Source organism: Pseudomonas sp. ACM7, assembly GCF_004136015.1.
Classification (GTDB): domain Bacteria; phylum Pseudomonadota; class Gammaproteobacteria; order Pseudomonadales; family Pseudomonadaceae; genus Aquipseudomonas; species Aquipseudomonas frigoris.
Window position 1 is genome coordinate 4,960,360 of the sequence record NZ_CP024866.1, and the last position, 25,030, is coordinate 4,985,389.

Consider the following 25,030-nt stretch of genomic DNA (forward strand, 5'->3'; position numbering starts at 1 on the left):
AAAGCGTTCACTGCCCCGCAACAGCTTGCGCTTGGGGCGGCAGGGGCGACGACGAACCCGCATAGAGTGCTGAGCAGTGTGGGCTGAGTAACTGCCGCAACGCTCCCCATTACGCCTCAACTCCCGGCTGATGGTTGAGGGCGAGCGCTTGATCAAGAGGGCAATCCTGCGCAGGCTGAAGCCTTGGACGTGACCGAGTTGGATGGTTACGCGCTCTTCGACGCTAAGTTCGTGATAGGACATAGGGGCAACACCGTACCGGAAAGGTCAGGTGTTGCACTCAGTTTCCGCGGCCGCCCACGCTATCTTGAGGATTACCTGTGGCTTTTAGATCGAAGTAGATATCGGCCCAGTCGGGATTCGGCTCTGCGACAAGCTCTGTTTGAAATACTGTGAATATCGAAGTCAGCCGTTGTTGACCATCTAGTACATAGTCAATTGGGTAGTCGGCGTGGGGGGCAGGTAACGTGAAGGTGCCCAAGTTTCGTTCTGTCGTTAATTGCTGCTTGGTGCGCCAGAACAGAAGAGAACCGAACGGATAACCTTTGTAAACGCTGTCTAATAAGTATGCAACCCGATCCATCTCCCAAACAAACCCACGTTGAAATGCGGGGATTCGGATTTCGCCCGACACTACTGCGTCGAGGATTTTCCGGATTGAATAATGTTGATACTCCATGACGAACCCATCCTTGCGCATTAACTCGGTGCGTAAATGTACTCGATCACATCATGAAAGATCCAGTGTCATAGCAGACGGATTCTAGGCTGTCGCCCAGCAAAGTTTCATAATGCCAGCCAGTCTCGCGGCATAGGATGATGACCTAAGGTCGTGTCAAGTGCTTCCAGCCCGCCGGGAAATGAAAAATGATCTCGAACCTCGTCGAAGCCGTATGATCGCCGCATCATCCTTATCGTCTCAATGTTTTAAGTCGTTGTAGCTTGCCGGTGATCACAAACGTATCAAGCACTTTCTGCCCATCACATACTGCTTCCCGAATATCCAGGGACGTCAATTCTTTACGAATGACTTTCCTCTAGCGGTTATCGGTTTTTTTTTGTAGTGGTCGTCGGAGATTCCGAAGGGTGCGCATTCATGCTGATTAGTTAATGTGATTGATAGTACTCGGGTAAACCGCAAGAGCGGTAAACGGGACTGCTTATGCTGCCAGCCCCCTGTGAGGGCGGAGGGGCGTCCGGGGAGGGCGCCCCTTTGTGACATCAGGACGGTTCAGCATCCATACGTCTGGCAACGACATCCAGCACATCGCATCCATCGCGCAACGGTATGCAGCAAAGCATTGCGAAGTCGCTGAGTATCACCGAATCCGTGGTGATGTCGCCGCGCATTGCGAGGTTTTCCAGGATCTGCGTTACCGCACCAATTCGGTAACGAGCGGTGCTTAGGAGTGAATGCAGCGGTTGGGTGGTGTTTACATACAGCGAGGGAAGGTCGTCGGCGTTGCTGGTTAAAGCCATATATTCTTTCATGAGTGATTGCCTTGAAGTGAAGTGAGATCACCTACCACTCGTTGTCGCCAAACAAAGGGTGGTAGCTGTACGCGGGTTGGCGAACCGGACAAGGCACAAACCGGCAGACCCGAAGATCTCCCACGCACAGCCACCAAAAAAAGGTAGCCAAGTGCGTTTAGAAACTCTCCGAGCTGGCTCGGAGGTTTCTGTGCCTTATCATCGAGTCGCCAAACCCGACACGTCATATGGACGCGGATCGGACTATAGGCCTCGTGACAAAAGCACAGCAATGGACAAGTGTACGGACAATTCCCAGAGTCGTGTAGGACGTTGCTCTTTTGACAGTTTGTCTGGAGAACACCCTTTTTTGCCTCAAGCAATCACTACCTGAACCAATGCTGTCGCCCAGCAAAGTTTCATAATTCCCGGCGGGCATGCGGCATAGGATGACTACCTAAGGTCACCGCGCTTCCAACCCACAGGAAACTGAAAAATGATCTCGAATCTCTTAAAAGTCGTGCTGATCGGTGGTGCGTTGCTATTGAGCGCCTGTTCGGGTGCAAGCACCCATAGCGAATATTCGGAAGCTACCCTGCCGTCTGCCGGTTTTGGTCCGGGGCCTACCAACAATCCCAATAAGATGAATTTCCATGGCAGTGCGCTCGGCAACAGTTTCGGCGAGTACGGTTCGGGGTTGTTGCACGACGATTAACGGCGGAAGTGTTTCCGCCGTTTTGCGTTTTGCCTGATGTGCCGTGTGCTTTGGGTTGGCGACTGCTGCGCAGCCGGACGCAGGCTTCGCCAGCTGCTACATGAAGTACGGTTATTTGGGCTCGGGTGTCGCTATCCATTGGCCCAAAACTTTCTGGTAGTTGCCGGTCACCTTGGCTAGGTGCAACCACTGATCGACATACAACTTCCAAGTCATGTCATCACGCGGCAGCAAGTAAGCCTTCTCGCCATACTGCATGAACTGCGTCGGGTTCACCGCGCACAACCCAGGTTTGAGTTTCTGCTGATACAGCGCTTCCGAGGCGTCGGTGATCATCACGTCAGCCTTCTTGTCCAGTAGCTCCTGGAAGATGGTCACGTTGTCGTGAAGGCTCAGTTGCGCCTTGGGTAGAAAGGCGTGAACAAAGGCTTCGTTGGTGCCGCCGGCCGGTTCGACCAGGCGAACCGAAGGCTGGTTGATTTGCTCGACGGTCTGGTACAGCGCCTGATCTTCGCAGCGCACCAGCGGGATTTTGCCGTCGACGTCCAGCGTGGTGCTGAAGAAAGCCTTTTTCTGGCGCTCCAGCGTGACGGAGATGCCGCCGACGCCGATGTCGCATTTACCCGCCAGCATGTCGGGCATCAGGGTTTTCCAGGTGGTCTGCACCCACTCGACCTTGACGCCGAGGCTGTCGGCCAGCGAGCGGGCCATGGCGATGTCGATGCCCGAATACTCGCCGTCCTCGGCTTTGACGGTATAGGGTTTGTAGTCGCCTGTTGTGCACACGCGCAGTTGGCCTTGTTGGATGACGCTGTCCAAATGCGATTGTTCTGCCTGAGCGGCAAACGATAGAGCGAGCAGACCACCGAGCATCATTGTGCTTTTTAGGTTGTTCATTGTTATCCGGCTTCCATGATGGAGTGGGGGCTGAGAGTACTTACTTTCTGCTGCACCGCTCAACATCATCCTGGGTTTTCAAATCGGTCTCGATTCCCAATCGGTATTTGCAGTAGTCGATAATCCACGCGCGTTGCTCTTGCGTCAGGCGTTCCACTTTTCGAGTGTCGCCGTCATTGGCGTGGATGTTGTAGAACTCGATTTGCAGGGTTGGGTGTTTCTTGATGAAGGGGATTGTTTCGACGTCGCCGTCTTCAACGGCGTTGTAGTAACCAAGATTCAGCACGCCCAATAAGATCAGCGCGTTAACAGCGATCAGTTTTTTCATCCTTGAAACTCAGCGGGGGAATGGATAACACCGACGCTCATAAATACTCCCGAATTTCCTTCCAGACGTATCCGTAGCTGTAGCGCAGCCAAGCGATTTTCACTTTTGCGAAGGTGCGACGAACCGGACTCGACGCTCGTGCGCTCAATGTGTTTTCGATTTCACTCAGTAGCCAGTCATCCTTGAAACCCGTCCAGATGGGTGGAACGGTCGCTTCCAGGTTCCAGAAACAGACCGGTGCGACTTCTGTGTAAAGGATGTCTTTTGCGGCTTTTAAGTCGTATGGCCGAATTTGCTCGGCGATGTAAGCGTAGTCGACGGGGTTGTCTACGAACGCCTCAGCCAGTGCTATCCGGATGCTCGCTTTCTGTTCCGGGGTCAGAGTGGCGGTGATGGACATGCCTGTTCCTTCAGGGGGGGCGTTGGGGTGGTTTTACCACAGAGCGACCGATTACAGGCGTGCGCCATAACCCGAAGCCGCCCAGGAGCCCGCCCGCGGCCAGCCCCTTCACGAAGGTGCGTCTTGATGTGTTGGAGTGCATGCCGTTTTCCCGGTCCGTCAGCGTGAAGAGATTGACGACGAGGCTAACGGGCGGTGCCTTTCAGCAGGTTGAGGCGGGGATTACAGTTTTGACAGTTTCATGCCGTATTTATTGGCGTGTATCGGGCGTTAATGCTGCGGCTACAGTGCCGCCACCGCAATTGATATACGAAGACGACTTCAACCAACGCTGATCCGGATAATAAGAAAACAACAACTGCCCATCTTTCATCGAATCAATCAACTTATGCGCAATCGCCGGCCGCACAGCCGGACAACCCAGGCTTCTACCAATCCGGCCATTCGCTCGGGCAAGAACCGGACTGACATAGGGCGCCCCGTGAATAACGATCGCCCGCTCAAATGCGTTGTCATTGAAACCCGGCTCCAGACCTTCCATGCGCAAGGAATAACCGTTCTGGCCGACATAGCTCGACTGGGTGCGGTACAAACCGAGGCTGGTGGCAAAGCTTTCATTCTGGTTGGAGAACTTGACCGCCATGTTCTCGCCGCTGTTGCGACCATGGGCAACCAGTTCGTGGAACAGTAATTTACGTTTCTTCAGATCGAACACCCACAACCGTTGTTCGGTCGAAGGCAGTGAATAGTCGATGACAGCAAGTCTTTGGACAGGTGCTTTACCTTGAGCCAAGCTGCATTGGGTAGCGCGTACGGCCAGCCCGATGACTTTGGCGTTGGCGCCTGGTGCTGCTTTGAGCAGCGCGGCTTCAAGCGAATCGGCGTAGGCTGCCGGTACCGAAACTAACGTCAGCAGCAAGGCCGTGAATAGGAAACCAAAGCGGTCTGGCGCCATATGTAAGTCTCACATTAATGTTTCGAGTCTAGCAGTGTGCTGGATGCTAGCCGTTGAATACGGGGCGATTAAGGATTATCCATGGGGCAGTTAACAAGGTTATTCGTCATAAGCCGCATCTTTTTTATGGGCTTTCTGATCAGCGGCGCAGCGATTGCAGAAACTTCGCCGATTGAGGCGGTATCTGCAGTCATCAGCAGAACTGGCGCAGCACCTGACGATTACGTCGCTCAAACGATTCAGGCGGCACTTGAGCCATTGAGTTCAGCGTTTCCACCCTTGCTCACTTCCCGTGGCCATCAACGGGTGGACCCGAGTCGCGTGGTCATGGATTTTTACATGCATCGGAGTTATCGCTCGGCCTGGGCGAACGACAGCGATGTCATCCAGTTATTGAAAAGCCTGAGCGAGACCCAGGCCGATGGGTTGGACCCTGCGGACTTTCATATCGATGAGTTGGCGAAGGCCCGAGCGTCGATGCAGGCAGCAGAGCCGACGGTGGCGCAACGAGCGGCGTTCGATATCGCGGCCACCCGGACCTTTATCACGGCGCTGCTGCAATTGCGGCGCGGCAAGGTTGACCCTTCGCGTCTGGACATCCATTGGAATTTCGACCCCGTCGGCGCCGATCCTCGTGGAGACATGAATAACTTGTTCGCCGCGCTCGATGCTCATGACGTGGCGCGCGCTTTCGCCGAAGCGCCACCACAAGAGGCGGTTTACCGCAGCCTGCGCGTGGGCCTGGCGCAACTGCGCAAGGTTCGGGGTGCGGGTGGCTGGCCGAAGATTGCCGAAGGCCAATCGCTCAAGCCTGGCATGGATGACGCCGCGGTCGCGCAGTTGCGAGCACGTTTGGTGGTGGGTGGTTATCTGGCCCCATCAAAGAAGCAACGCACTGATTACGACGACAGCGTCGCCGCGGCGGTGAAAAAGTATCAGACCGAGCAATACCTCGGGGCGGATGGCGTGGCAGGGGCCGCGACACTGGCTGCGTTGAATGTGCCCGTAGAGGCACGGATAGACCAGGTTCGGGTGAACATGGAGCGCGCGCGTTGGTTGCTGTACAAACTTCAGGGCACTTTTGTCATCGTTGATATTGCGGGCTACAAAGTGGCGCTCTATCGCGACGGTAAGGCGATATGGCGTTCCCGGGTTCAAGTCGGCAAGCCGTTTCGCAGTACGCCTGTGTTTCAAGCCGAGATTACTTATGTAACGTTCAACCCCACCTGGACCGTGCCACCGACGATCCTCGTCCAAGACATGCTGCCGAAGATTCAACGAGATCCCGGCTACCTTGCCGCTAACCGTATAAGAGCCCTTGATCGAGAGGGCAATGTGCTCGATCCGTCGACCGTCGACTGGGATAACCCGCGTGGTATCACGCTGCGACAGGATGCCGGGCCGGATAATTCGCTGGGGCAGGTGGTCATTCGGTTTCCCAATGACTATTCGATTTATCTCCACGACACGCCGCATCGCGAGTTGTTTGCGCAATCACGCCGTGCCACCAGTTCAGGCTGCATACGAGTGGAGAACCCGCTGCAGTTGGTTGAGCTGCTGTTCAACGACCCTGTTCGTTGGAACAGTGCCGGAATACAGGCTCAGCTGGCTAACGGCAAGACCGAAAACATCAGACTGCCCATCAAGGTGCCGGTGCTGTTGGCTTACTGGACGGTGGACCTGAGTAACGATGGTCGAGTGATGTTTAAACCCGATGTGTACGGGTACGATTCCGCGGTACTGCGGGGGTTGAATCTGCCTTCGGAACTGCCCGTTCTGGATGTGCGACGAGCAGGAACTTCCGCTGTCGCGACGGGGCAAAACCAGCAGTAGCCATGAAGGAATTGGGACTTGTCACCCGTATGGAAAGGGCAGGTCATCGATGCGCCAACGATGCAAGCGCTCTGCGTCAACCTTTGCGCTCTGTCGCAGATTCCGGCGTTGGCGAAGCCAAAAGGTTGGCTCACCCGTTGATAACTATCACAATGCAAAATAGTCACCGATCATCGATGTAAAGGGATAGGGAATTGAAGATGGATGTTGCGCAAAGAAAACCGTCACTCCTCACAGGTATGCTTGATGTGCATGACCTCGATGAGTGCCGCAACATTCAAAAAGGAGCTGTGTTTATCATTGCCTCGGGGGCGTCCGCTAAAGATTTTCCGCTGGAAAAGTTTGCCGACATTCCGATGATTACGATGAATGGCGCCATCTCCATGTTCTCCGGGACAGGTACCAAGCCATTCTTTTATGCCTGTACAGATCAAGGCTTTTCCCGACAGCAACCCGAACTGTTTTCAGAGGCGATGCGCATCAGTCAGCGGGTTGCACTGTGGCAAGAGCACATCTGGCATACGACGGTAGCGCCTGAGGGCGAACTGTATTTACTCGGCCGAGCACCCAAGCTCTCCTGGACGGACCTGGTTTTCAGGGCCGATAAAGAACTGGTCAGAAGTCGCAAGCTCGGAAACGGCCGCAATAGAACCCTTGGTTTCAGCAAGAACCTTAAACGCGGTTTTTTTGATGCCCGTACGGTGGCTTATCTGGCGTTGCAGATTGCCTATCACGTGGGCTTCACCAAGGTGTTTTTGGTAGGCGTCGACTTGAATCAGTCTGTGAGCCGTTTTTACGAAGAGGCAGGCACGTTCGCCTCGCCATGCCTGCTCGATCAGCATTTTTATACGAGAATCCTGCCGTCGTTCGAGATCTTGTCGAAGTACGTCGTGGATGATGATTTTCAGGTCTACAACCTGTCCAGTTCCTCAAGGATTCCGGGTGAACTTATTCCCCGAGTGACGCTGGATGAGATCGACAAGATGATCTAAGGGTTGGTCGGGCTTTATTGAAATGGGCGCCCTCGGGGCGCCCATTTTTGTGTGTGTGATTTATCGACCGTCAACCGTTCGGCAATTGCGTCGGATCTGCAAATAAGTGTCGCCTAAGCTTTGATTTATCCGGACATTCTTCCGGTACTTACAAGGACGGTGTGGCATGACTTTATTAAAGTTCGGCGCGTCGATCCTGATGGTCTGTCTGGCAGGCTGCGCGACCAGCAATAGTTATGAGCCTCCACCGGTTCCGGCATCTGCGATGACGCTAGACGATGGGCAAATTCATAGCACGTTAGTGGGTAAGAAGTTTTATGGAACCACCCGGCAGGGCAGTCACCCCTACTCGATCAGGTTTTTAGCCGATGGTATCGATGTGTTCGAGATGGCGCCTGACGCGCCGGAGAAAGAACGGTGGACTCTCAAAGACGGTGTTGTTTGCGTCATACCTAACAAGTACCCAACCGAATGCAGCCAAGTGAAGGTCGCCAATAATGTGTATTGGTTCGTCGACCCAAAGAACGGGAGAGTCAACGCACATCTGAAGCTCACGCCTTGATGGTGATTCTCGTGAAGGAATGGGCGTTCGTGGTACGCCCATTCTTTGTGATCATGCCTGGCCCAGTTCCTCGCGCAAAAACTCCCGATTCGGAGGCCGCCATCACCGCTCGCACGGAATTGGCGGCGTGCTTTCAATTGGCGGCGCTGCACGGTTTGGAAGAGGGCATCTGCAACCACTTTTCCGCCATGGTGCCGGGTCGGGATGATCTGTTTTTCGTGAACTCCTACGGCTACGCGTTCGAAGAAGTCACCGCTGACAACCTGCTGGTGCGATTTTCAGGGCAACGTCGTGGTGGACGAAGACTACAACGGTCTGGCGCTCGACGAGTCTGAAGGCGACCGGATTGCCAGCGTCATGGGCGATGCCGACATTCTGTTTTTGAAGAACCACGGGGTGATCGTCGCCGATGCGGCGACTAGCCAAAGGACATTTGCCCCATCCCCCCCCCGTAGACTAAGCTCACAAAAAATAAGGGATTTGGGGGTGTTACCCATGCCTTACCCTTACAGGACGCGCTTTTGCCAATCCCTCTTCACGATTCGTACAACGCCACTGGCGTCACGTTGAAACGGTTACCTCTGCGCAAAGCAGCGGTACTGTTTATTGCGGTCGTGTGCCTGAGCCTGTGCGGTTTGCTTTACCTGCAACTGGAGCAGTCGCGCCGGCATGACTTGGCATTGGCGCAAGTGGCGTCATCAAACCTGACGCGGGCCATGGCGCAGCAGGCCGAAGACACCTTCATGCAAGCCGATCTGGTACTGACCAGTCTGGCGGACTGGATTCAGGCTGACGGTTTCGGCGCGCCCCAAAAGGCACGCTTGCAGAAAACGTTCGCCCGGCGGGTGCAGGCGCTGAATCAATTGCACGGGATATTTCTGTTCGACCAAAAGGGGCAGTGGATCGTTAGCTCCTTTGAAGACCTGCCACGCGGCCCGGGTGTGGCGGATCGCGAGTACTTCAAGTTTCATCAGCAGAACGTCTCCTCCCTGGCGCACATCGGGCCGGCGATTCGCAGTCGAAAAAATGGCGAGTGGATCATCCCGATATCCAAACGGGTGAACGACAAGAATGGCAATTTCCAGGGCGTCTTGTTGGCCGGTATCAAGATGGCGTACTTCGATCAGTTCTTCAAAAGCTTCAGCATTGATGACAACGGTTCGATGTTTTTGGGGCTGACCGACGGAACGCTGCTGGCGCGACGGCCGTTTGTGGAATCGCTGATTGGCACATCACTGGCCAAGAGCGAGATCTTCGAGAAATTGCTGCCCAACGCGCCTTCCGGTAACGCGATGTTCAGCTCGCTGGTCGATGGTGTTGTGCGGTTGTATGGCTACCGTCAGCTCGACACTTATCCGCTGGTCGTATCTGCCGCCTCGTCCAGGGATTCGATTCTCAAGGATTGGAACGACACGGCGTTTCGCTCCACGGTCATCGTTGCCCTGGTGGTGTTGGGCGTGGGGCTGTTCGGTTGGATGTTCCTTTATCAGGTGCGTGTCGGCGAACAGGTCGAGGCGGATTTGCGCAAGGCAAAGGAAGCGCTGAAGCTGATCGCGACCCACGACAGCCTGACCGGCCTGGCCAATCGCCGGCTGTTCGAGGGAGCGCTGGACATCGAGTTCGGCCGAGGCGCCCGGCAGTCGAGTTCGCTGAGCCTGATCATGCTCGATATCGATTACTTCAAGCGCTACAACGACGCTTACGGCCACGTGGCGGGGGACCATTGCCTGGCTGAAGTGGCGCGGGCGGTGAAGGGGTGCTGCCATCGAAAAGCCGATTTGGCGGTGCGGTACGGCGGTGAGGAGTTTGCGGTATTGCTGCCCGACACCGACATTCACGGCGCGATGGTGATTGCCGAGCAGATCCGCCGCAGTGTCATGGACAAGAACATCATCCACAGCGGTTCGCCCTCGGGCTACGTGACGGTCAGTCTGGGTTGTTATTCGTTTGTGCCGACGGGGCGGGACAGTATGGAAGTGTTCATCGAACGTGCGGATGCGGCGCTGTATCAAGCCAAGCATTCGGGGCGAAACCGCTCGGCGGTGCTGTCGATGGAGGGCGGTGTCGAGGCACTGCTGCGTTCGGATCGTTGAGGTGTCTCTCGATGTTGTTTCACCCGCGCAACACCCCGGCCAGCCGGCTGTCTGCCTGTCAGATCCTCTTCAATTGATCGTCTAGAGTTGCGGTAACGCTGCCGATCCCGGCAGGTCTCCCCACCGCACGGATGATCGTCAGAATGTTGATTACTCAAGCATTGACAGCCGTTGCTCTAACCGTTGCAGCCTGCGCCATCTTTCCGCTCGCGAGCCATGCTCAATCGAAAGTCACAGCCGAAGAAGCTCACGCCATCGGCGTGGATGCCTACCTTTATTTTTACCCGCTGTTGACCATGGACATCACCCGCAAGCAATTCACCAACATCGAACCGGGCAAGGAATTCGGTAAAGGTCCGATGAATATGTTTGTCAGCGTGCCGCAGTATCCACCTGCCGATTTCAAAGGGGTGGTGCGCTCGAACTTCGACACCCTGTATTCCATTGCCTGGCTGGACTTGACCAAAGAACCGCAGGTGATCGCAGCGCCCGATACGGCCGGGCGTTTCTACTTGCTGCCGATGCTCGACATGTGGACCGATGTATTCGCCTCACCGGGCTGGCGCACCACGGGCACCCAAGCGGGGCAGTTTCTGGTGACACCGCCGGGCTGGACCGGGACGGTGCCTGCCGGACTGAACCATCTGCCGGCGCCTACGCCCTTTGTCTGGGTCATTGGCCGCACCAAGACCGACGGCGCTGCGGACTACGCGGTGGTGCACAAGATTCAGGCCGGCTACACAGTGACGCCGTTGTCCCGCCTGGGCAAAAGCCCTGAGCCGGTCAGCGTGAACGTCGACCCGGCCGTGGATATGAAGACCCCGCCGAAGATCCAGGTCGACACAATGTCGGCAGCCAACTACTTCGCCTACGCCGCCGAACTGCTCAAAGTGCACCCAGCGCACATCACCGATCAGCCGATCCTGGCGCAGATGAAGCGTATCGGTATCGAACCCGGAAAATCCTTCGACATGGATGCGTTGGAACCTGAAATCAAAGCAGCACTTCAGACCGTGCCCGAGGACGCGCAGACGCTGATGACGTGGAAGGTTCCAACCCTCGCTCGTGTGGTCAACGGCCGAAGGGTCGGTTCAACCTGACCACACGTTTGTATGGGCTCAAGCCCGAGGTGTTGAACGGCAAGTGGAACCTGTCGGCGGTCACAAGCCGGTGTGTAGCGCCCAACTGACAGCAGCCGACGATCTCTCATCATCGGCTGCCTCTACGCGTTCAGCTGCCTGTCCCGCCTCCGGCACCGCCTGTTCCTCCCCCCGCAGCACCCGTGCCACCCCCCGCGCCAGAGCCGCTGTTCCCACCGTTACCGCCGTTGCCGCCGCTGGAAGAGCCCGACCCGCTATTGCCGCCGTCAGCGTTGTGGCCGCCCGAAGGTTGGCCAGGGTTATTGTTGGGCGCCATTGTCGAGCCGCCGATTGAACCCGATTGGGTGCCGGTTGCATCAGCGCCATCGCCTGAGGCTGCAAAAATGCCGACGGACATGGCGGACAGCACTCCAGCCAGTAATAGCGAAGTCATTTTGATGGTCATCATGGTGCGTCTCCAAAGATGAGTCGTTACCTGATGTTGGTATGAAGGGCAGGGCGGTTGGTGCCGATTGGTTGACGAGTGGTCGACGTACGTTTCAGGCGAAAGCCTCGCGCAGGTGGCTGATCGCTACTTCTACTGTCATTCCCGGTACAGTCGGCGGATCAGGCCGTTCACAAAACTCACGCCAGACAAACAGCGTCAGCTCGGCACCATCGGTGATGCTTTCCGGGTGGGGGGAAGAGAAGGTCTCTAGCACTCTGTAGCGTGCATCCTGCCAGAACAAATCCTCGACCCAGTCGTAGATCGGTATCACGTGAAAGTGAATCGGATGGCCGGGCACATGTCCGTAACGACCGATGTACAGTCGTTTGGGTTTGAACAACGTTTCGACAATCCGTTGAGTTTTCGCCAGCAGCGGGCCGAGCTCGGCGAGGGCGCTTTCGGGCAGTTCGTGGAGGGCGCTGACGTTCGCTCGGGCGCGAGCATCACGTAACCCGGCAGTGCCGAGTTGAGGCGGTGGTTGACGATCCAGTGTTCGGTTTCATGGAGGATGAAGTGCTGGGGGATGAGGGGCATGTCATGACTTCCTTTTCTTGCGCGATAACAAACGATGGCGACGTACCCAGTCGGGAGTACGCGGGCGTTGCTTGCAATTACAGGGCTGCAGCCGTCGATTGGCAATGGTTGTGTGAACGGTTCTTTAATTGCGGCAATGACTCGCGCTATCCCTGCGCCAAGGCCCAGCATGGCTGCTATGTTCAGTAAGCGTTCGGCGAGTGCCCTGGTAAAAAGCATTGCGAGCGTCGCATCCCGATCAGGCAATCGATTGACAGGATCAAGTGCATGGATATGAACGCTGTTACCACCGTCGCCGCTCCCCGTCATACGCCGATAACCCGCAACCTGGTGTTTGTCATCGGCTTGCTGTTTGTCCTGGGTGTGCTGATCGCCCTGTTGGCCTTGTTCAACATTGCCGGGAGGCTGGACGCCCAGGAGCTGGCCAAGACCACTTTCTACACCCAGCGTGCGCTGGAAAACCGCATCACCGCCTCGAAAAGCTACGTCGCCAGTTATGCAAACTGGACGACCGCCTACGACCATTTGAACGGCCAGGTCGATGTGCAATGGGCCTACATCGAGCAGAACCTGGGCAAAACCTTGTTCCGCATCGATCACTACGATGGCGTCTTCGTGGTCGATCATCAGCAAACCAAATACGCAGTGGTGCGCGGGCTTCAGGTGCAGGAGGCGGCGACCACCTATCTTTCGGCATCGATGGCGACGCTGATACAGGCAGTCCAGAGTCAGGAAAGCCTCATTGAACCCGTCAGCCAGTTCACGCTGTTCGAGGGCAAACCGGCATTGCTGACGGCTGCCGCGATCGTCCCCAATGACGAAAGGCCGGCGGTCGATCCTCAAAGCACCTCGGTGCTGGTGTTCGTCGACCAATTAAGCCCTGACAAGCTCAGCGTCCTGAGCGCCGATTACGGTTTGCATGATTTAAACCTGACGCCTGATAACGCCATCTCGCCCGACAGGCCAGCCGTGGCAATGGCGGACACCGGCTACAGCCTGGTTTCCCGACTTGAGCAACCGGGTCACCAGTTGCTCTGGTCGCTGCTGCCGCCATTGGGCGGCGCGCTGTTGGTGCTGGCGTTGTTAACAGCTTATTTCTTCCGGTATGTCTTGCGCACGTCCGGGCACGTGGATGCCAGCTACACCAGCCTCGATTTATCGAACCAGGCGCTGGAGGCCAGTGAAGAGCGATTTCGTGCCGTGGCTGAGGCCGCTTCCGACTGGATCTGGGAAATCGACGACAAGCATTGCCTCTCTTATCTGTCAGGACGTTTCGCCACCGTCACCGGTTATTCCGATCAGCAATGGATCGGGCAGGACATCGGGCAACTGCTCAATTGCGATACGCTGTCCTTGTCGCTGTGGCTGCATAAGCTCAATGAAGAACAGCCCGTCAGCCATTTGCGCTGCTCCTATCGCGATCAGTCGGGACAACAGCGTATTTGCCGGGTTTCGGCACGACCCATCCATCGCAAGGGCGCGGTGCTGGGCTATCGCGGAACGGCCAGCGACATCACCGATGAAGTCGCCGCCCATGCCCAGATCCAGCATCTGTCGTTGCATGATGCCCTGACGGGGCTGCCGAATCGCAACAAACTGGCGCGTTACCTCGACGAGGCCTTGGCGCAGAAAGGGCATTCGGCGGCACTGGCGCTGTTGATGATCGATCTGGATAACTTCAAGCCGATCAACGACTCCCTTGGCCACCCGGCTGGCGACGCCGTACTGCTGGAAGTGGCCACCCGATTGCGCGAGTGCACGCGGGACATCGATCTGGTCGCCCGGCTCGGTGGTGATGAGTTTGTGCTGGTGCTCAACGGCATGGACAGTCACGCCGAAATCGACCGGTTCTGCGAGCGTTTGCTCGAGAGCCTGCAGCAGCCGATTCATTACGAGCATCACACGCTGCACATCGGCGCGAGCATCGGTGTCGCCTTGAGTCGGCGTCAGGGTCACATTCCCAATGAGCTGATCCGGTGTGCCGACATTGCGCTGTATCAGGCTAAATCCAACGGTAAGAAGACCTGGTGCTACTTTTCGCCGCACATGAACGATCAGATCCAGCATCGTCGGCAACTGGAAAACGACCTGCGCCGGGCGATCAAGAACAACGAGTTCGTGATGCATTACCAGCCGCGCTACAACATGGGCGGCAAGCAGGTGGTTTCGGTGGAAGCGTTGCTGCGCTGGCAGCATCCGGAACAGGGGCTGCTGAGCCCCGACGAGTTTATCCCTTTGGCCGAGCAGACTGACCTGATCGTGCCTTTGGGGCGCTGGGTGTTGCGCGAAGCCTGTGAAACGGCCCTGACCTGGCCCGGTGCGTTGATGGTGTCGGTCAATTTGTCGCCTGTGCAATTTGCCCGCAGCGATGTGGTGGAGGACGTCAGGGAGGCATTGATCCAGACCCGTTTACCGGCCAGTCGGCTGGAGCTGGAGATCACCGAAAACGTGATGCTCATCGATGTGGATGGCGCGTTGGCGACCATGAATGCGCTCAAGGAACTGGGTGTGCGGTTGAACATGGACGACTTCGGTACCGGCTATTCGTCCCTGGGTTACTTGCGCACGTACCCGTTCGACGGGATCAAGATCGACAAGCGTTTCATCTCGTCCATGAGCGGCGGCGGCAATGATCGCGCCGTGGTGCAGGCGATCATCAACCTGGGCAAAGCCATGGGCCTGACCGTGACGGCAGAGGGCGTCGAGACCCTGGAGCAACTGGACTTCCTGGTCTCGGACCAGTGCAATGAGGTGCAGGGTTTCTACTTGAGTCGGCCTATGGAAAAGCAGGCGTTGCTGCCATTGCTCAAGGCGTCGCATGACGAGTTTCCAGTGTAGGGGCGTGCCTTTAGTCGCCTGACTCGCTCGTAGAGGCAACTGCCGGGACGCACCCCCGGTCACAACTGGATATCGACCCTGCGTTGCGAGCGTTGGAACATGAAGAACCTGAAAATCGCGACATTCAACGTCAACGGCATGCGCGCCCGACTGCCGAACTTGTTGGCCTGGCTGGAGCGAGAGCGGCCGGACATTGCGTGTTTACAGGAACTCAAGTCGGTCGACAGTGCTTTCCCCGCCGCCGAGCTTGAGGCCGCTGGCTACGGCGCGATCTGGCAAGGTCAGTCTTCGTGGAACGGCGTGGCGATTCTGGCGCGGGATGCTCAGCCGCTGGAGAGTCGTCGAGGCCTGCCGGGCGATGACAGCGACACCCATAGCCGGTATCTGGAGGCCGCCGTGCACGGGATTCTGGTGGGCTGCCTGTACCTGCCCAACGGCAACCCGCAGCCGGGGCCGAAGTTCGATTACAAGCTGGCGTGGTTCGAACGGCTGATCCACTACGCGCAGACGCTTCAGGCCAGTGAGCATCCCGTGGTCCTGGCCGGTGACTACAACGTGGTGCCCACCGACCTCGACATCTACAACCCGCGATCCTGGCTGAAGGATGCGTTGCTGCAACCTGAAAGCCGCGAGTGTTATCAGCGCCTGCTGGCTCAGGGCTGGACCGATTCCTTGCGCCATCTGTATCCAGAGGATCGGCTCTATACCTTCTGGGATTATTTTCGCCAGCACTGGCAAAAGAACTCAGGGCTGCGCATCGATCATCTGTTGCTTAACCCGGCGCTGAGCCCTTATCTGCACGAGGCCGGAGTCGATGCCTGGGTTCGCAACGAGCCGCATGCGAGCGATCATGCGCCGACGTGGATTCGGTTGAGTTCGCGCAAGCGGCGTTGATCTTTACGTGTGCGCCGATTGGCTAAATCAATTGTCAGTTGAACCGCTTTTTCCCTTATACATGGCGCCCATCGGCGGAGAAATCCGCGGCCCCTGCATAAGGACTGAGCAATGAGCGAGCCACACCTGAGCAATCTTGCGTTGTACCTGCAACGCCTGGGCTTCGACGCGCCTCCGGCGCCGACCCTGGAAACCCTGCGCCAACTTCAACTGCGCCACACCGGCGTCTTCCCGTTCGAAAACCTCAGCACGTTGTCGGGTCAGCCGGTGCTTATTGACTTGCCGTCCATCGAACAAAAGGTCCTGCACGATGGCCGCGGCGGTTACTGCTACGAACTCAACAACCTGTTCCTGGCCTTGCTCCAGGCGCTGGGCTTTGAAGCTCGCGGCATCTCCGGCCGAGTGGTCATGGGCCAACCCGAAGGCGCATGGACCGCCCGTACACACCGCTTGAGCCTGGTAACCCTGGACGGCGTGCGCTACATCACCGACGTCGGCTTCGGCGGCATGGTGCCCACCGCACCGCTGATGCTCGATACCTCGGCTGAACAGTTCACACCTCACGAACCCTATCGCATCGAACAGCACGAGGATGGCTACACCCTGCGCGCCAACGTCGGCGGCGAATGGCGGGCGATGTACATTTTCGACTTGCAGCGCCAGGAAGACATCGATTACGCCGTCGGCAACTGGTATGTCTCGACTCATCCCGAATCGTCGTTCGCCAGACAGTTGATGGTGGCGCGCACCGGCGAAGGGTGGCGCCGCACGCTGAACAACGGCAGTTTTGCGATTCATCGGATCGGCAGTGAGACTGAACGGCGGCAGGTGACGGATGTGGATGAATTGATGGGTTTGTTGCGCAGCGAATTCGACATTCGGGTGCCGCGGGAGGCGGCGTTGCGCAGGGTTATTGAAGGGCTGATTCAACAGCCCTGAGCCTCACAGCTGCAGTCCCTCCTGCACCACTGACAGCAGATTGTCTTCGGTCATGGCAATCGCATCCGGCTGTTGCCCGGATTGATCGATCGCTTGCAGCCACCACTGCGTCTCGCCGTGTTCGCTCACGGTTCGCAGCATCGAGAGTGTTTTCCCTTGGGTGCGGATCTCGACCCGTCCGGCACCATCCTCGGTGAAACGAGCGACGGGGTCGAAGGTGATGCTGTGGTGGTTGCCTTCAATCAGTAACTGGTCGATGGCGTAGTCGTAGGTCGCACCGTCAGGATGACGCTCGAAGACGTGCGTCGGTACTCGCCGGATGTTCAGCCCGGCTTCGCTGAGCGGCGCCAGCCAGGCTTCGATGAGGTGGTACAGGTCGTAAACCTGCGCAGGCCAGCTGTCTATTTGGTGATCTGCACAGAGTGTCTCGTCGGCACTGGACTGCTGGGTTTGCTTCAGTTTCGCGGCGAGTTGGTCAGCCTTGCTCATGTCGATGTCCTATCGTGGTCTCAGTGAGAGCGTACCTCTATCAAGGTAGTGCACGTCTTGCCTTGCGTCATGTTGCCGGGAGATTTTGGCTTCAAGGGGCTGCCGGTTAAGAGTCTCGCTGGCTCGCGTTTTAACGAATATCCCGCCGCCACGTTCCGCTCTTGGGATGAAAGCGCCTGCACGCCACACCCAGTCTCGGGTAAATCCAGGGAATGCCGAACTGGCGATCGTGAAGTAAAACCGGTAATCGACCAGGCCGGCGAAGGTCGCGAAAAAGTGTACCTCGTCCAGCCATACCAGCTCTGCCAGATAGTACGAGCTGTACAGGCATCCGACGAGGTGTTCGCCCAATACGCTTTGAAGGTCTTTACTGATCAGCGAAAAGCACACGGCTTCTTCAAAGGGGCAATCGAAGTCGGTCACCAACAGATAGCCGGACGCGGTTTCGTATTGGCGCAGCAGCGTGCGACCAGAAATGACCAGCGCTGAGCGGTGGCCGTCGATGATCACCGGTGATGTGTCGGGGCTCGGGTCGTCGGGGTCTTCAGGCCGCCAAAGGGTAAATCGCTCCACGGTGTTCATGGTCGTGAGAGGGCCCGGGATGTTGCGTCACGCTGGATTTTCTGGACTCGGCGCCACGCCCAGTGGGTGATCAGCCCGACTGCCGCGCCATCGATTAGCCAGAACATCCACAGCAACCGCCATTTAGGGTGAAGACAGACCAGTCCGGCGATCGCCACCCCAGCCAACACGCCAGTCACCCAGTTGGCGTAACCCTTGGCGCTGAGCCAGGCGTACAGCGGCGTGAAACCCACGAGCACGGGCACCACGCCAAAGAACACGCCACCGACCAAAAAAGGCAAAAAGACGCCGACGCCAACCCAGAGGCCAATCTCCAGATCAGGGGAATCCATGGCATAGGGCAGGGCAATGGCCAGGGCTTGCACGGCGACCACGGTGCAAAACGCGCCAAAGGTCAGGGGCAGGATCTGGGTAAGGTGTTCGAGTGCTGAGCGATCATTCAAGGTGGCGGCTTCCATGTCCGTAATTGTCCGCCAGGGTGCGGAGCGGCAGAGTTTATCAGGGAAGGTGCGGCGCAAGTCTCTAGTGTGGAATGGCTATGTGTCCATAATTTGACTGATTAGTTGTATACAACTCTATAGACATTTGTCCTGAGTGTTGCATACAGTGTGCGCATAACAAAAACCAGGGAACCCCCCAACCATGAAAACGCCCCATGTTTCACACCAGCGGCCTGAGGACGAAAATCTCGGGATCGGCGCGAATATGGCTTACGGCCTGCAACACGTTCTGACCATGTACGGCGGCATCGTCGCGGTGCCTTTGATCATCGGCCAGGCGGCCGGGCTCTCACCGGCGGACATCGGTTTGTTGATTGCTGCTTCCCTGTTTGCGGGGGGCTTGGCGACATTACTGCAAACGCTGGGTTTACCGTTTTTCGGCTGCCAATTGCCGCTGGTACAGGGCGTGTCGTTCTCTGGTGTCGCGACGATGGTGGCGATTGTCAGCAGTGGCGGGGAGGGCGGGTTTCAATCGATTCTCGGGGCGGTGATTGCCGCGTCGTTGATCGGCCTGCTGATCACGCCGGTGTTCTCGCGAATCACCAAGTTTTTCCCGCCGCTGGTCACGGGCATTGTGATCACCACCATCGGCCTGACGCTGATGCCAGTCGCTGCACGCTGGGCCATGGGCGGCAACAGCCATGCCCCGGACTTCGGCAGTATGGCGAACATTGGTCTGGCGGCGGTGACGCTGGTGCTGGTTTTGCTGTTGAGCAAGATTGGCAGCGCGACCATCTCTCGTTTGTCGATCCTGTTGGCCATGGTTATCGGCACGGTGATCGCGGTGTTCCTTGGCATGGCGGATTTCTCGTCCGTCACTCAAGGCCCGATGTTCGGCTTCCCGACACCGTTCCACTTTGGCATGCCGACCTTCCATTTCGCCGCGATCCTGTCGATGTGCATTGTGGTCATGGTGACCCTGGTGGAAACCTCGGCTGACATCCTGGCGGTGGGTGAAATCATCGGCACCAAGGTCGACTCCAAACGACTGGGCAACGGCCTGCGCGCCGACATGCTGTCGAGCATGATCGCGCCGATCTTCGGCTCCTTCACCCAAAGTGCCTTCGCCCAGAACGTCGGGCTGGTGGCGGTGACCGGGATCAAGAGCCGCTTCGTGGTGGCTACCGGCGGTTTGTTTCTGGTAGTCCTCGGTTTGCTGCCGTTTATGGGCCGTGTCATCGCCGCTGTACCGACTTCTGTCCTCGGCGGTGCCGGTATCGTGCTGTTCGGCACCGTGGCGGCCAGCGGTATTCGTACGCTGTCCAAGGTCGACTACCGCAACAACGTCAACCTGATCATTGTCGCCACCTCCATCGGCTTCGGCATGATCCCCATCGCTGCGCCGAACTTCTACGACCACTTCCCAAGCTGGTTCGCCACGATCTTCCATTCGGGCATCAGCTCCTCGGCGATCATGGCCATCGTGCTGAACCTGACCTTCAACCACCTCACTGCCGGTAACTCCGATCAGCAGTCGGTGTTCGCGGCCGGTACTGAGCGCGTTCTGCGTTATCAGCATCTGGCAGCGTTGCGCGAAGGGGATTATTTCAGCGAAGGCAAACTGCGTGACTGCGACGGGAATGAGATTCCGGTGGTGGAGGCGGACCATGAGTCGAGCGAGCATCGAGCGGCTCATGCCAAAAGCAGTGAGCATGTCTGACAGTTGTATTCGCTTAAAAGGCTGGTAGATCAAAAGATCGCAGCCTCGTTTCACTCGACAGCTCCTACAGTGGAACGCAATTCTCTGTAGGAGCTGTCGAGTGAAACGAGGCTGCGATCTTTTGGCCACAAAAAAGCCCCTGAACCTTTCGATTCAGGGGCTTTTCGATATTGCTGTCTGGCTCCACGACCTGGACTCGAACCAGGGACCCAGTGATTAACAGTCACTTGCTCTACCAACTGAGCTATCGCGGAATGACGTGTATGTTACTGATTCAAAAAGAGAAGTCAAGCACCTGTTAGCAATTTGGCGGGTTCATGGGGACGGACGGTGGTTTATCGACCGTGGGCGGTTACCAGAATCTCCTCAGAGGTCTACCATGGCGGCCCGGAAGTGGTTACACGCGCTGCCGGCCATTCGCCGAAAAGGTACGCGCCATGAATCACCCAACCATCACACCTCGTCACAACGGGGTGTTCGCATGAGCATCGCTCAGATCAGCCTGCCCAAAGGCGTCGGCCCTCACGCCGAAAAACTGTTCGACGCAATCACTCAGGCCAGCACCGCTGACGAATTGAACCGTGCCGGTGGCAAGGCGGAAGGTTTTGTATTGGGCCTGGAAAGCGCCAAGGCCATCAAAAGCCAGGTCGCCGAATCGCTCTACGTTGCCTATGACGACGCTGCCAGCCAGCGCGCAACCGAACTGGCCTAACCGCCGAAGGTGACGGTGGCGACCATCAATTTGGCGTACAGAATCGTTGCGGTCAGCTGCACCAGCCACAAGGCTAGGCCGCCGAGAAACACGCCGGCAGCGACTTGCATCACCAGGTTGTTACTGCGTTTGGCCGGGGTGCGAGGCACGAAGTGGTCCAGCTCATCTCGGTCGGCGCGTAGGTCATCGTTTTTCATGTCGGCTCTCAAAAATTCTCGGGTGTACATAAAACCTTGTGGGAGCGGGCTTGCTCGCGAAGGCGGCGGCACATTCAGCATCAATGTGACTGATCGGCCGCTTTCGCGAGCAAGCCCGCTCCCACATTTGATCTGCGTGCAGTCTAGAGCGGTCGTTCGCTGCGCTGGGAATTATCTGAGGCAAATAAAACGGGAAGCCCAAGGGCTTCCCGTTTTTTTACCGCTCGACGACTCAGATCACCGCAACGATGGCCTTGGTCACAACGTCGATGTTGCTCTGGTTCAACGCGGCGACGCAGATGCGGCCGGTGTCCAGGGCGTAGATACCGAACTCGCTGCGCAGGCGGGTCACTTGCTCAACCGTCAGGCCGGAGTAGGAGAACATGCCGCGCTGACGACCGACGAAGCTGAAATCACGCTGTGGAGCTTGCTTCGCCAACTGCTCAACCATCTGAATGCGCATGCCGCGAATCCGCAGACGCATTTCAGCCAGTTCTTCTTCCCACTGAGCGCGCAGTTCCGGGCTGTTCAGTACAGCGGCGACGATGCTTGCACCGTGGGTCGGCGGGTTGGAGTAGTTGGTGCGGATCACGCGTTTGACTTGCGACAGCACGCGCGCGCTTTCTTCTTTCGATTCGCTGACGATCGACAGGGCGCCCACGCGCTCGCCGTACAACGAGAAGGATTTGGAGAACGAGCTGGAGACAAAGAAGGTCAGGCCCGATTCAGCGAACAGACGCACCGCAGCGGCGTCTTCGTCGATACCATCGCCAAAGCCCTGGTAGGCCATGTCGAGGAACGGTACGTGACCTTTGGCTTTCACCACGTCCAGTACGTTATTCCAGTCCGCCGGGCTCAAGTCCACGCCGGTCGGGTTATGGCAGCAAGCGTGCAGGACAACGATGGAACCGGACGGCAGAGCGTTCAAATCTTCCAGCAAACCAACACGGTTCACGTCGTGGGTCGCGGCGTCGTAGTAACGGTAGTTCTGCACCGGGAAACCGGCCGTTTCGAACAGCGCGCGGTGGTTTTCCCAGCTCGGGTCGCTGATCGCCACGACGGCATTCGGCAGCAGTTGCTTGAGGAAGTCGGCACCGATTTTCAGTGCGCCAGTCCCGCCAACGGCTTGGGTGGTGATGACGCGGCCAGCGGCGATCAGTGGCGAGTCATTGCCAAACAGCAGTTTCTGCACGGCCTGGTCGTAGGCGGCAATACCGTCGATTGGCAAGTAGCCACGGGAAGCGTGTTGAGCGACGCGAATCGTCTCGGCTTCGACAACGGCGCGCAGGAGTGGAATTCGCCCCTCCTCGTTGCAGTAAACACCGACCCCCAGGTTGACTTTGTTGGTACGGGTATCGGCGTTGAATGCTTCGTTGAGGCCCAGGATTGGATCGCGTGGTGCCATTTCGACAGCGGAGAACAGGCTCATTTTGCGGCGGCTCTGAATGGAAAGTGGAGGGACGTGTCGCGCTCCAGCCGAATGCACTAGAGCGGTGCACAAACGGGGAGCTAGTATAGAGGCCATCTGCGATTGATGGCGACAGACGATTCGGCTTTTACGGTAAGTTTTTCCGATTATTTCTTGACCGTTAGTCGATTGGCATCGTCAAAGGTTTTACCCGATGTAGGACGTTTGCCTTGAAAGCGCGGGCAATCGGCTCCACATTGAACGCAATCCAGTTTTTTCCTCGGGCGACATCGGTCGTTTGCGGTCTTTCCCGTTGCTGCCCGGTTCGCCCGGACAGGCGCGAACCCAGAGGTTTTTCATGTCTGAATTCCAGCTAGTCACCCGCTTCGAGCCCGCCGGCGATCAGCCGGAAGCCATCCGCCTGATGGTCGAGGGCATCGAAGCCGGGCTGGCGCACCAGACGTTGCTCGGTGTGACCGGCTCGGGCAAGACCTTCAGTATCGCCAATGTGATCGCCCAGATTCAGCGTCCGACCCTGGTGCTGGCGCCGAACAAGACCCTGGCCGCGCAGTTGTACGGTGAGTTCAAGGCGTTCTTCCCGAACAACGCGGTCGAATACTTCGTTTCGTATTACGACTACTACCAGCCCGAAGCCTATGTGCCGTCATCGGATACGTTCATCGAGAAAGACGCCTCGATCAACGACCACATCGAGCAAATGCGGCTGTCCGCGACCAAGGCGCTGCTGGAGCGCAAAGACGCGATCATCGTCACCACGGTGTCGTGCATCTACGGTCTGGGCAGTCCGGAAACCTATTTGAAGATGGTGTTGCACGTGGATCGCGGCGACAAGCTCGATCAGCGTGCATTGCTGCGTCGCTTGGCTGACTTGCAGTACACCCGCAACGACATGGAGTTTGCCCGTGCGACCTTTCGGGTCCGCGGCGATGTGATCGATATCCATCCGGCGGAATCCGATTTCGAAGCGATCCGCATCGAGCTGTTCGATGACGAAGTCGAGAGCCTGTCCGCCTTCGATCCGCTGACCGGCGAAGTGATCCGCAAGTTGCCGCGGTTTACGTTCTATCCGAAAAGCCACTACGTGACCCCGCGAGAAACCCTGCTGGGTGCCGTCGAAGGGATCAAAGTCGAGTTGCAGGAGCGCCTGGACTACCTGCGCTCCAACAATAAACTCGTTGAGGCCCAGCGCCTGGAGCAGCGCACCCGTTTCGACCTGGAGATGATCCTCGAACTGGGTTACTGCAACGGCATTGAAAACTACTCGCGCTACCTGTCGGGCCGCGAATCCGGCCAGGCGCCGCCGACTTTGTTTGACTACCTGCCGGCTGACGCCTTGCTGGTGATCGACGAATCCCACGTCAGCGTGCCGCAGGTCGGCGCCATGTATAAGGGCGACCGTTCGCGTAAAGAGACGCTGGTGGAATACGGTTTCCGTCTGCCGTCCGCCCTGGATAACCGGCCGATGCGCTTTGACGAGTTCGAAAGCATCAGCCCGCAGACAATCTTTGTCTCGGCCACACCGGGCAATTACGAGGCGGAGCACGCCGGTCGCGTAGTCGAGCAACTGGTCCGCCCGACTGGCCTGGTGGACCCGCAAATCGAAATCCGCCCGGCGTTGACCCAGGTCGACGATTTGCTTTCGGAGATCGGCAAGCGCGTAGCGCTGGAAGAGCGGGTGCTGGTCACCACGCTGACCAAACGGATGTCCGAAGACTTGACCGATTACCTGGCCGACCACGGCGTACGGGTGCGTTATCTGCACTCGGACATCGACACCGTGGAGCGGGTCGAAATCATCCGCGATCTGCGTTTGGGCACCTTCGATGTGCTGGTGGGGATCAACCTGCTGCGTGAAGGCCTGGACATGCCGGAAGTCTCGCTGGTGGCGATCCTCGATGCGGACAAGGAAGGCTTCCTGCGTTCCGAACGCTCGCTGATCCAGACCATCGGCCGGGCGGCGCGCAACCTCAATGGTCGGGCGATTCTCTATGCGGATCGCATCACCGGTTCCATGGAGCGGGCGATTGGCGAGACCGAGCGTCGTCGCGACAAGCAGATCGCCTTCAACCTGGCCAACGGCATCACGCCCAAGGGCGTGTTCAAGGACGTTGCCGACATCATGGAAGGCGCCACCGTGCCGGGTTCGCGTAGCAAGAAGCGCAAAGGCATGGCCAAAGCTGCCGAGGAAAACGCCAAGTACGAAGCCGAACTGCGCTCACCGGGCGAAATCGCCAAGCGTATCAAGGCGCTGGAAGAGAAAATGTACCAACTCGCCCGCGACCTGGAGTTCGAAGCCGCGGCGCAGATGCGCGACGAGATTGGCAAGTTGCGTGAGCGGTTGATCACCGTCTGAGTCTTACGGTGGCTGTTATGGCCTCTTCGCGAGCAAGCCCGCTCCCACATTCGATCGAGTTGTCCGGCCGG

The 25,030-nt window shown here is 57.6% G+C and carries 24 protein-coding genes, 1 tRNA gene and 4 pseudogenes; 13 read left to right on the forward strand and 16 right to left on the reverse strand.

What is annotated here, in order from left to right; all coding sequences use genetic code 11:
- From CUN63_RS23535 to CUN63_RS23550, 3 genes are all read right to left on the reverse strand, one after another.
- The coding region (locus CUN63_RS23535) for a helix-turn-helix domain-containing protein (protein WP_165353328.1) at positions 1-243 on the reverse strand (243 nt) is incomplete at its 3' end.
- Positions 244-280: 37 nt separating this feature from the next.
- Complete coding sequence (locus CUN63_RS23545) at positions 281-679, reverse strand: DUF262 domain-containing protein (RefSeq protein ID WP_256657573.1); 399 nt, start codon at positions 677-679, stop codon at positions 281-283.
- 542 nt (positions 680-1,221) lie between these two features.
- Entirely contained in the window at positions 1,222-1,491 is a 270-nt protein-coding gene (locus CUN63_RS23550) for a hypothetical protein (RefSeq protein ID WP_046057033.1), read from the reverse strand.
- 475 nt (positions 1,492-1,966) lie between these two features.
- Here CUN63_RS23550 and CUN63_RS23555 point away from each other — a divergent pair, with 475 nt between their 5' ends.
- Positions 1,967-2,185: a hypothetical protein gene (locus CUN63_RS23555; protein ID WP_129442956.1), complete on the forward strand. Its 219-nt coding sequence runs from the start codon at positions 1,967-1,969 to the stop codon at positions 2,183-2,185.
- Between the two features lie 111 nt (positions 2,186-2,296).
- Here the strand turns inward: CUN63_RS23555 and CUN63_RS23560 are convergent, their stop codons facing one another.
- The 5 genes and pseudogenes from CUN63_RS23560 to CUN63_RS23580 all read right to left on the reverse strand — a co-directional run bounded on the left by CUN63_RS23560 (position 2,297) and on the right by CUN63_RS23580 (position 4,765).
- Positions 2,297-3,082, reverse strand: coding sequence for a transporter substrate-binding domain-containing protein (locus tag CUN63_RS23560; protein WP_129442957.1), 786 nt, complete (start codon positions 3,080-3,082; stop codon positions 2,297-2,299).
- Between the two features lie 40 nt (positions 3,083-3,122).
- Positions 3,123-3,410, reverse strand: coding sequence for a hypothetical protein (locus CUN63_RS23565; protein ID WP_129442959.1), 288 nt, complete (start codon positions 3,408-3,410; stop codon positions 3,123-3,125).
- Positions 3,411-3,447: 37 nt separating this feature from the next.
- The gene (locus CUN63_RS23570) at positions 3,448-3,810 is read right to left on the reverse strand and encodes a hypothetical protein (RefSeq protein ID WP_129442961.1); all 363 of its coding nucleotides are present in this window, start codon (positions 3,808-3,810) and stop codon (positions 3,448-3,450) included.
- Positions 3,811-3,865: 55 nt separating this feature from the next.
- A pseudogene (locus CUN63_RS23575) lies at positions 3,866-3,952 on the reverse strand (twin-arginine translocation signal domain-containing protein); the annotation flags it as partial.
- A 108-nt stretch (positions 3,953-4,060) separates the two neighbouring features.
- The gene (locus CUN63_RS23580) at positions 4,061-4,765 is read right to left on the reverse strand and encodes a murein L,D-transpeptidase catalytic domain family protein (protein ID WP_129442963.1); all 705 of its coding nucleotides are present in this window, start codon (positions 4,763-4,765) and stop codon (positions 4,061-4,063) included.
- Between the two features lie 81 nt (positions 4,766-4,846).
- Between CUN63_RS23580 and CUN63_RS23585 the strand changes: the two genes are divergently transcribed.
- The 6 genes and pseudogenes from CUN63_RS23585 to CUN63_RS23610 all read left to right on the forward strand — a co-directional run.
- Positions 4,847-6,598 (forward strand): murein L,D-transpeptidase, encoded by a 1,752-nt coding sequence (locus CUN63_RS23585; protein ID WP_129442965.1) that lies wholly within the window; start codon positions 4,847-4,849, stop codon positions 6,596-6,598.
- Between the two features lie 200 nt (positions 6,599-6,798).
- Positions 6,799-7,590 (forward strand): lipopolysaccharide biosynthesis protein, encoded by a 792-nt coding sequence (locus CUN63_RS23590; protein ID WP_256657575.1) that lies wholly within the window; start codon positions 6,799-6,801, stop codon positions 7,588-7,590.
- A gap of 166 nt (positions 7,591-7,756) precedes the next feature.
- Positions 7,757-8,152 carry a hypothetical protein gene (locus tag CUN63_RS23595; protein ID WP_129442967.1) on the forward strand — a complete coding sequence of 132 codons (396 nt, stop codon included), beginning with the start codon at positions 7,757-7,759 and terminating at the stop codon, positions 8,150-8,152.
- A 53-nt stretch (positions 8,153-8,205) separates the two neighbouring features.
- A pseudogene (locus CUN63_RS23600) lies at positions 8,206-8,560 on the forward strand (class II aldolase/adducin family protein); the annotation flags it as partial.
- Positions 8,561-8,673: 113 nt separating this feature from the next.
- Positions 8,674-10,245: a GGDEF domain-containing protein gene (locus tag CUN63_RS23605; RefSeq protein ID WP_129442969.1), complete on the forward strand. Its 1,572-nt coding sequence runs from the start codon at positions 8,674-8,676 to the stop codon at positions 10,243-10,245.
- 143 nt (positions 10,246-10,388) lie between these two features.
- Positions 10,389-11,324: pseudogene (locus CUN63_RS23610) on the forward strand (DUF1254 domain-containing protein); the annotation flags it as partial.
- 151 nt (positions 11,325-11,475) lie between these two features.
- Here CUN63_RS23610 and CUN63_RS32355 read toward each other — a convergent pair.
- Both CUN63_RS32355 and CUN63_RS23620 read right to left on the reverse strand, forming a co-directional pair.
- Positions 11,476-11,793 carry a hypothetical protein gene (locus CUN63_RS32355; protein WP_256657577.1) on the reverse strand — a complete coding sequence of 106 codons (318 nt, stop codon included), beginning with the start codon at positions 11,791-11,793 and terminating at the stop codon, positions 11,476-11,478.
- Positions 11,794-11,884: 91 nt separating this feature from the next.
- A pseudogene (locus CUN63_RS23620) lies at positions 11,885-12,366 on the reverse strand (HIT family protein).
- Positions 12,367-12,633: 267 nt separating this feature from the next.
- Between CUN63_RS23620 and CUN63_RS23625 the strand changes: the two are divergent.
- The 3 genes from CUN63_RS23625 (at position 12,634) to CUN63_RS23635 (ending at position 17,037) form a co-directional block, all read left to right on the forward strand.
- On the forward strand, positions 12,634-15,204 hold the full coding sequence (locus CUN63_RS23625) for an EAL domain-containing protein (protein WP_129442973.1): 2,571 nt from the start codon (positions 12,634-12,636) through the stop codon (positions 15,202-15,204).
- 99 nt (positions 15,205-15,303) lie between these two features.
- The gene (locus CUN63_RS23630; protein ID WP_129442975.1) at positions 15,304-16,098 is read left to right on the forward strand and encodes an exodeoxyribonuclease III; all 795 of its coding nucleotides are present in this window, start codon (positions 15,304-15,306) and stop codon (positions 16,096-16,098) included.
- 111 nt (positions 16,099-16,209) lie between these two features.
- Positions 16,210-17,037: an arylamine N-acetyltransferase gene (locus tag CUN63_RS23635; RefSeq protein WP_129442977.1), complete on the forward strand. Its 828-nt coding sequence runs from the start codon at positions 16,210-16,212 to the stop codon at positions 17,035-17,037.
- Positions 17,038-17,040: 3 nt separating this feature from the next.
- Here the strand turns inward: CUN63_RS23635 and CUN63_RS23640 are convergent, their stop codons facing one another.
- From CUN63_RS23640 to CUN63_RS23650, 3 genes are read right to left on the reverse strand one after another with little or no spacing between them, the layout of a single operon-like run.
- A complete protein-coding gene (locus CUN63_RS23640) occupies positions 17,041-17,526 on the reverse strand; it encodes a hypothetical protein (RefSeq protein ID WP_129442979.1) in 486 nt (161 codons plus the stop codon).
- Between the two features lie 9 nt (positions 17,527-17,535).
- The gene (locus CUN63_RS23645; protein WP_129442981.1) at positions 17,536-18,108 is read right to left on the reverse strand and encodes a hypothetical protein; all 573 of its coding nucleotides are present in this window, start codon (positions 18,106-18,108) and stop codon (positions 17,536-17,538) included.
- Positions 18,105-18,566, reverse strand: a complete 462-nt coding sequence (locus tag CUN63_RS23650) for a hypothetical protein (protein WP_129442983.1) — start codon at positions 18,564-18,566, stop codon at positions 18,105-18,107. The genes CUN63_RS23645 and CUN63_RS23650 overlap by 4 nt, the downstream gene beginning before the upstream one ends.
- 184 nt (positions 18,567-18,750) lie before the next feature.
- On the opposite strand from CUN63_RS23650, the gene CUN63_RS23655 reads away from it, so the two are divergent.
- Entirely contained in the window at positions 18,751-20,268 is a 1,518-nt protein-coding gene (locus CUN63_RS23655; protein WP_129442985.1) for a nucleobase:cation symporter-2 family protein, read from the forward strand.
- A 178-nt stretch (positions 20,269-20,446) separates the two neighbouring features.
- On the opposite strand, the gene CUN63_RS23660 is transcribed toward CUN63_RS23655, so the two are convergent.
- Positions 20,447-20,522, reverse strand: a tRNA-Asn gene (locus CUN63_RS23660).
- A gap of 227 nt (positions 20,523-20,749) precedes the next feature.
- On the opposite strand from CUN63_RS23660, the gene CUN63_RS23665 reads away from it, so the two are divergent.
- The gene (locus tag CUN63_RS23665) at positions 20,750-20,980 is read left to right on the forward strand and encodes a hypothetical protein (RefSeq protein WP_033061947.1); all 231 of its coding nucleotides are present in this window, start codon (positions 20,750-20,752) and stop codon (positions 20,978-20,980) included.
- On the opposite strand, the gene CUN63_RS23670 is transcribed toward CUN63_RS23665, so the two are convergent.
- Both CUN63_RS23670 and CUN63_RS23675 read right to left on the reverse strand, forming a co-directional pair.
- Entirely contained in the window at positions 20,977-21,177 is a 201-nt protein-coding gene (locus CUN63_RS23670) for a hypothetical protein (protein WP_129442987.1), read from the reverse strand. The genes CUN63_RS23665 and CUN63_RS23670 overlap by 4 nt on opposite strands.
- 232 nt (positions 21,178-21,409) lie before the next feature.
- Positions 21,410-22,606 carry an amino acid aminotransferase gene (locus tag CUN63_RS23675; RefSeq protein ID WP_046047749.1) on the reverse strand — a complete coding sequence of 399 codons (1,197 nt, stop codon included), beginning with the start codon at positions 22,604-22,606 and terminating at the stop codon, positions 21,410-21,412.
- A 337-nt stretch (positions 22,607-22,943) separates the two neighbouring features.
- On the opposite strand from CUN63_RS23675, the gene uvrB reads away from it, so the two are divergent.
- Positions 22,944-24,959 carry an excinuclease ABC subunit UvrB gene (gene uvrB / locus CUN63_RS23680; protein ID WP_129442989.1) on the forward strand — a complete coding sequence of 672 codons (2,016 nt, stop codon included), beginning with the start codon at positions 22,944-22,946 and terminating at the stop codon, positions 24,957-24,959.
- The last annotated feature ends 71 nt before the right edge of the window (positions 24,960-25,030 follow it).

Excerpts from the sequence above, each read along its gene's own strand:
- CUN63_RS23630 (WP_129442975.1), top strand. The coding sequence starts at position 15,304 with ATGAAGAACCTGAAAATCGCGACATTCAACGTCAACGGCATGCGCGCC.
- CUN63_RS23545 (WP_256657573.1), bottom strand. The coding sequence starts at position 679 with ATGGAGTATCAACATTATTCAATCCGGAAAATCCTCGACGCAGTAGTG.
- CUN63_RS32355 (WP_256657577.1), bottom strand. The coding sequence starts at position 11,793 with ATGATGACCATCAAAATGACTTCGCTATTACTGGCTGGAGTGCTGTCC.
- CUN63_RS23645 (WP_129442981.1), bottom strand. The coding sequence starts at position 18,108 with ATGAACACCGTGGAGCGATTTACCCTTTGGCGGCCTGAAGACCCCGAC.
- CUN63_RS23625 (WP_129442973.1), top strand. The coding sequence starts at position 12,634 with ATGGATATGAACGCTGTTACCACCGTCGCCGCTCCCCGTCATACGCCG.
- CUN63_RS23595 (WP_129442967.1), top strand. The coding sequence starts at position 7,757 with ATGACTTTATTAAAGTTCGGCGCGTCGATCCTGATGGTCTGTCTGGCA.
- CUN63_RS23635 (WP_129442977.1), top strand. The coding sequence starts at position 16,210 with ATGAGCGAGCCACACCTGAGCAATCTTGCGTTGTACCTGCAACGCCTG.
- CUN63_RS23675 (WP_046047749.1), bottom strand. The coding sequence starts at position 22,606 with ATGAGCCTGTTCTCCGCTGTCGAAATGGCACCACGCGATCCAATCCTG.
- CUN63_RS23565 (WP_129442959.1), bottom strand. The coding sequence starts at position 3,410 with ATGAAAAAACTGATCGCTGTTAACGCGCTGATCTTATTGGGCGTGCTG.
- CUN63_RS23655 (WP_129442985.1), top strand. The coding sequence starts at position 18,751 with ATGAAAACGCCCCATGTTTCACACCAGCGGCCTGAGGACGAAAATCTC.
- CUN63_RS23585 (WP_129442965.1), top strand. The coding sequence starts at position 4,847 with ATGGGGCAGTTAACAAGGTTATTCGTCATAAGCCGCATCTTTTTTATG.
- CUN63_RS23640 (WP_129442979.1), bottom strand. The coding sequence starts at position 17,526 with ATGAGCAAGGCTGACCAACTCGCCGCGAAACTGAAGCAAACCCAGCAG.
- CUN63_RS23560 (WP_129442957.1), bottom strand. The coding sequence starts at position 3,082 with ATGAACAACCTAAAAAGCACAATGATGCTCGGTGGTCTGCTCGCTCTA.
- CUN63_RS23555 (WP_129442956.1), top strand. The coding sequence starts at position 1,967 with ATGATCTCGAATCTCTTAAAAGTCGTGCTGATCGGTGGTGCGTTGCTA.
- CUN63_RS23550 (WP_046057033.1), bottom strand. The coding sequence starts at position 1,491 with ATGAAAGAATATATGGCTTTAACCAGCAACGCCGACGACCTTCCCTCG.
- CUN63_RS23665 (WP_033061947.1), top strand. The coding sequence starts at position 20,750 with ATGAGCATCGCTCAGATCAGCCTGCCCAAAGGCGTCGGCCCTCACGCC.
- CUN63_RS23570 (WP_129442961.1), bottom strand. The coding sequence starts at position 3,810 with ATGTCCATCACCGCCACTCTGACCCCGGAACAGAAAGCGAGCATCCGG.
- CUN63_RS23670 (WP_129442987.1), bottom strand. The coding sequence starts at position 21,177 with ATGAAAAACGATGACCTACGCGCCGACCGAGATGAGCTGGACCACTTC.
- uvrB (WP_129442989.1), top strand. The coding sequence starts at position 22,944 with ATGTCTGAATTCCAGCTAGTCACCCGCTTCGAGCCCGCCGGCGATCAG.
- CUN63_RS23580 (WP_129442963.1), bottom strand. The coding sequence starts at position 4,765 with ATGGCGCCAGACCGCTTTGGTTTCCTATTCACGGCCTTGCTGCTGACG.
- CUN63_RS23590 (WP_256657575.1), top strand. The coding sequence starts at position 6,799 with ATGGATGTTGCGCAAAGAAAACCGTCACTCCTCACAGGTATGCTTGAT.
- CUN63_RS23650 (WP_129442983.1), bottom strand. The coding sequence starts at position 18,566 with ATGGAAGCCGCCACCTTGAATGATCGCTCAGCACTCGAACACCTTACC.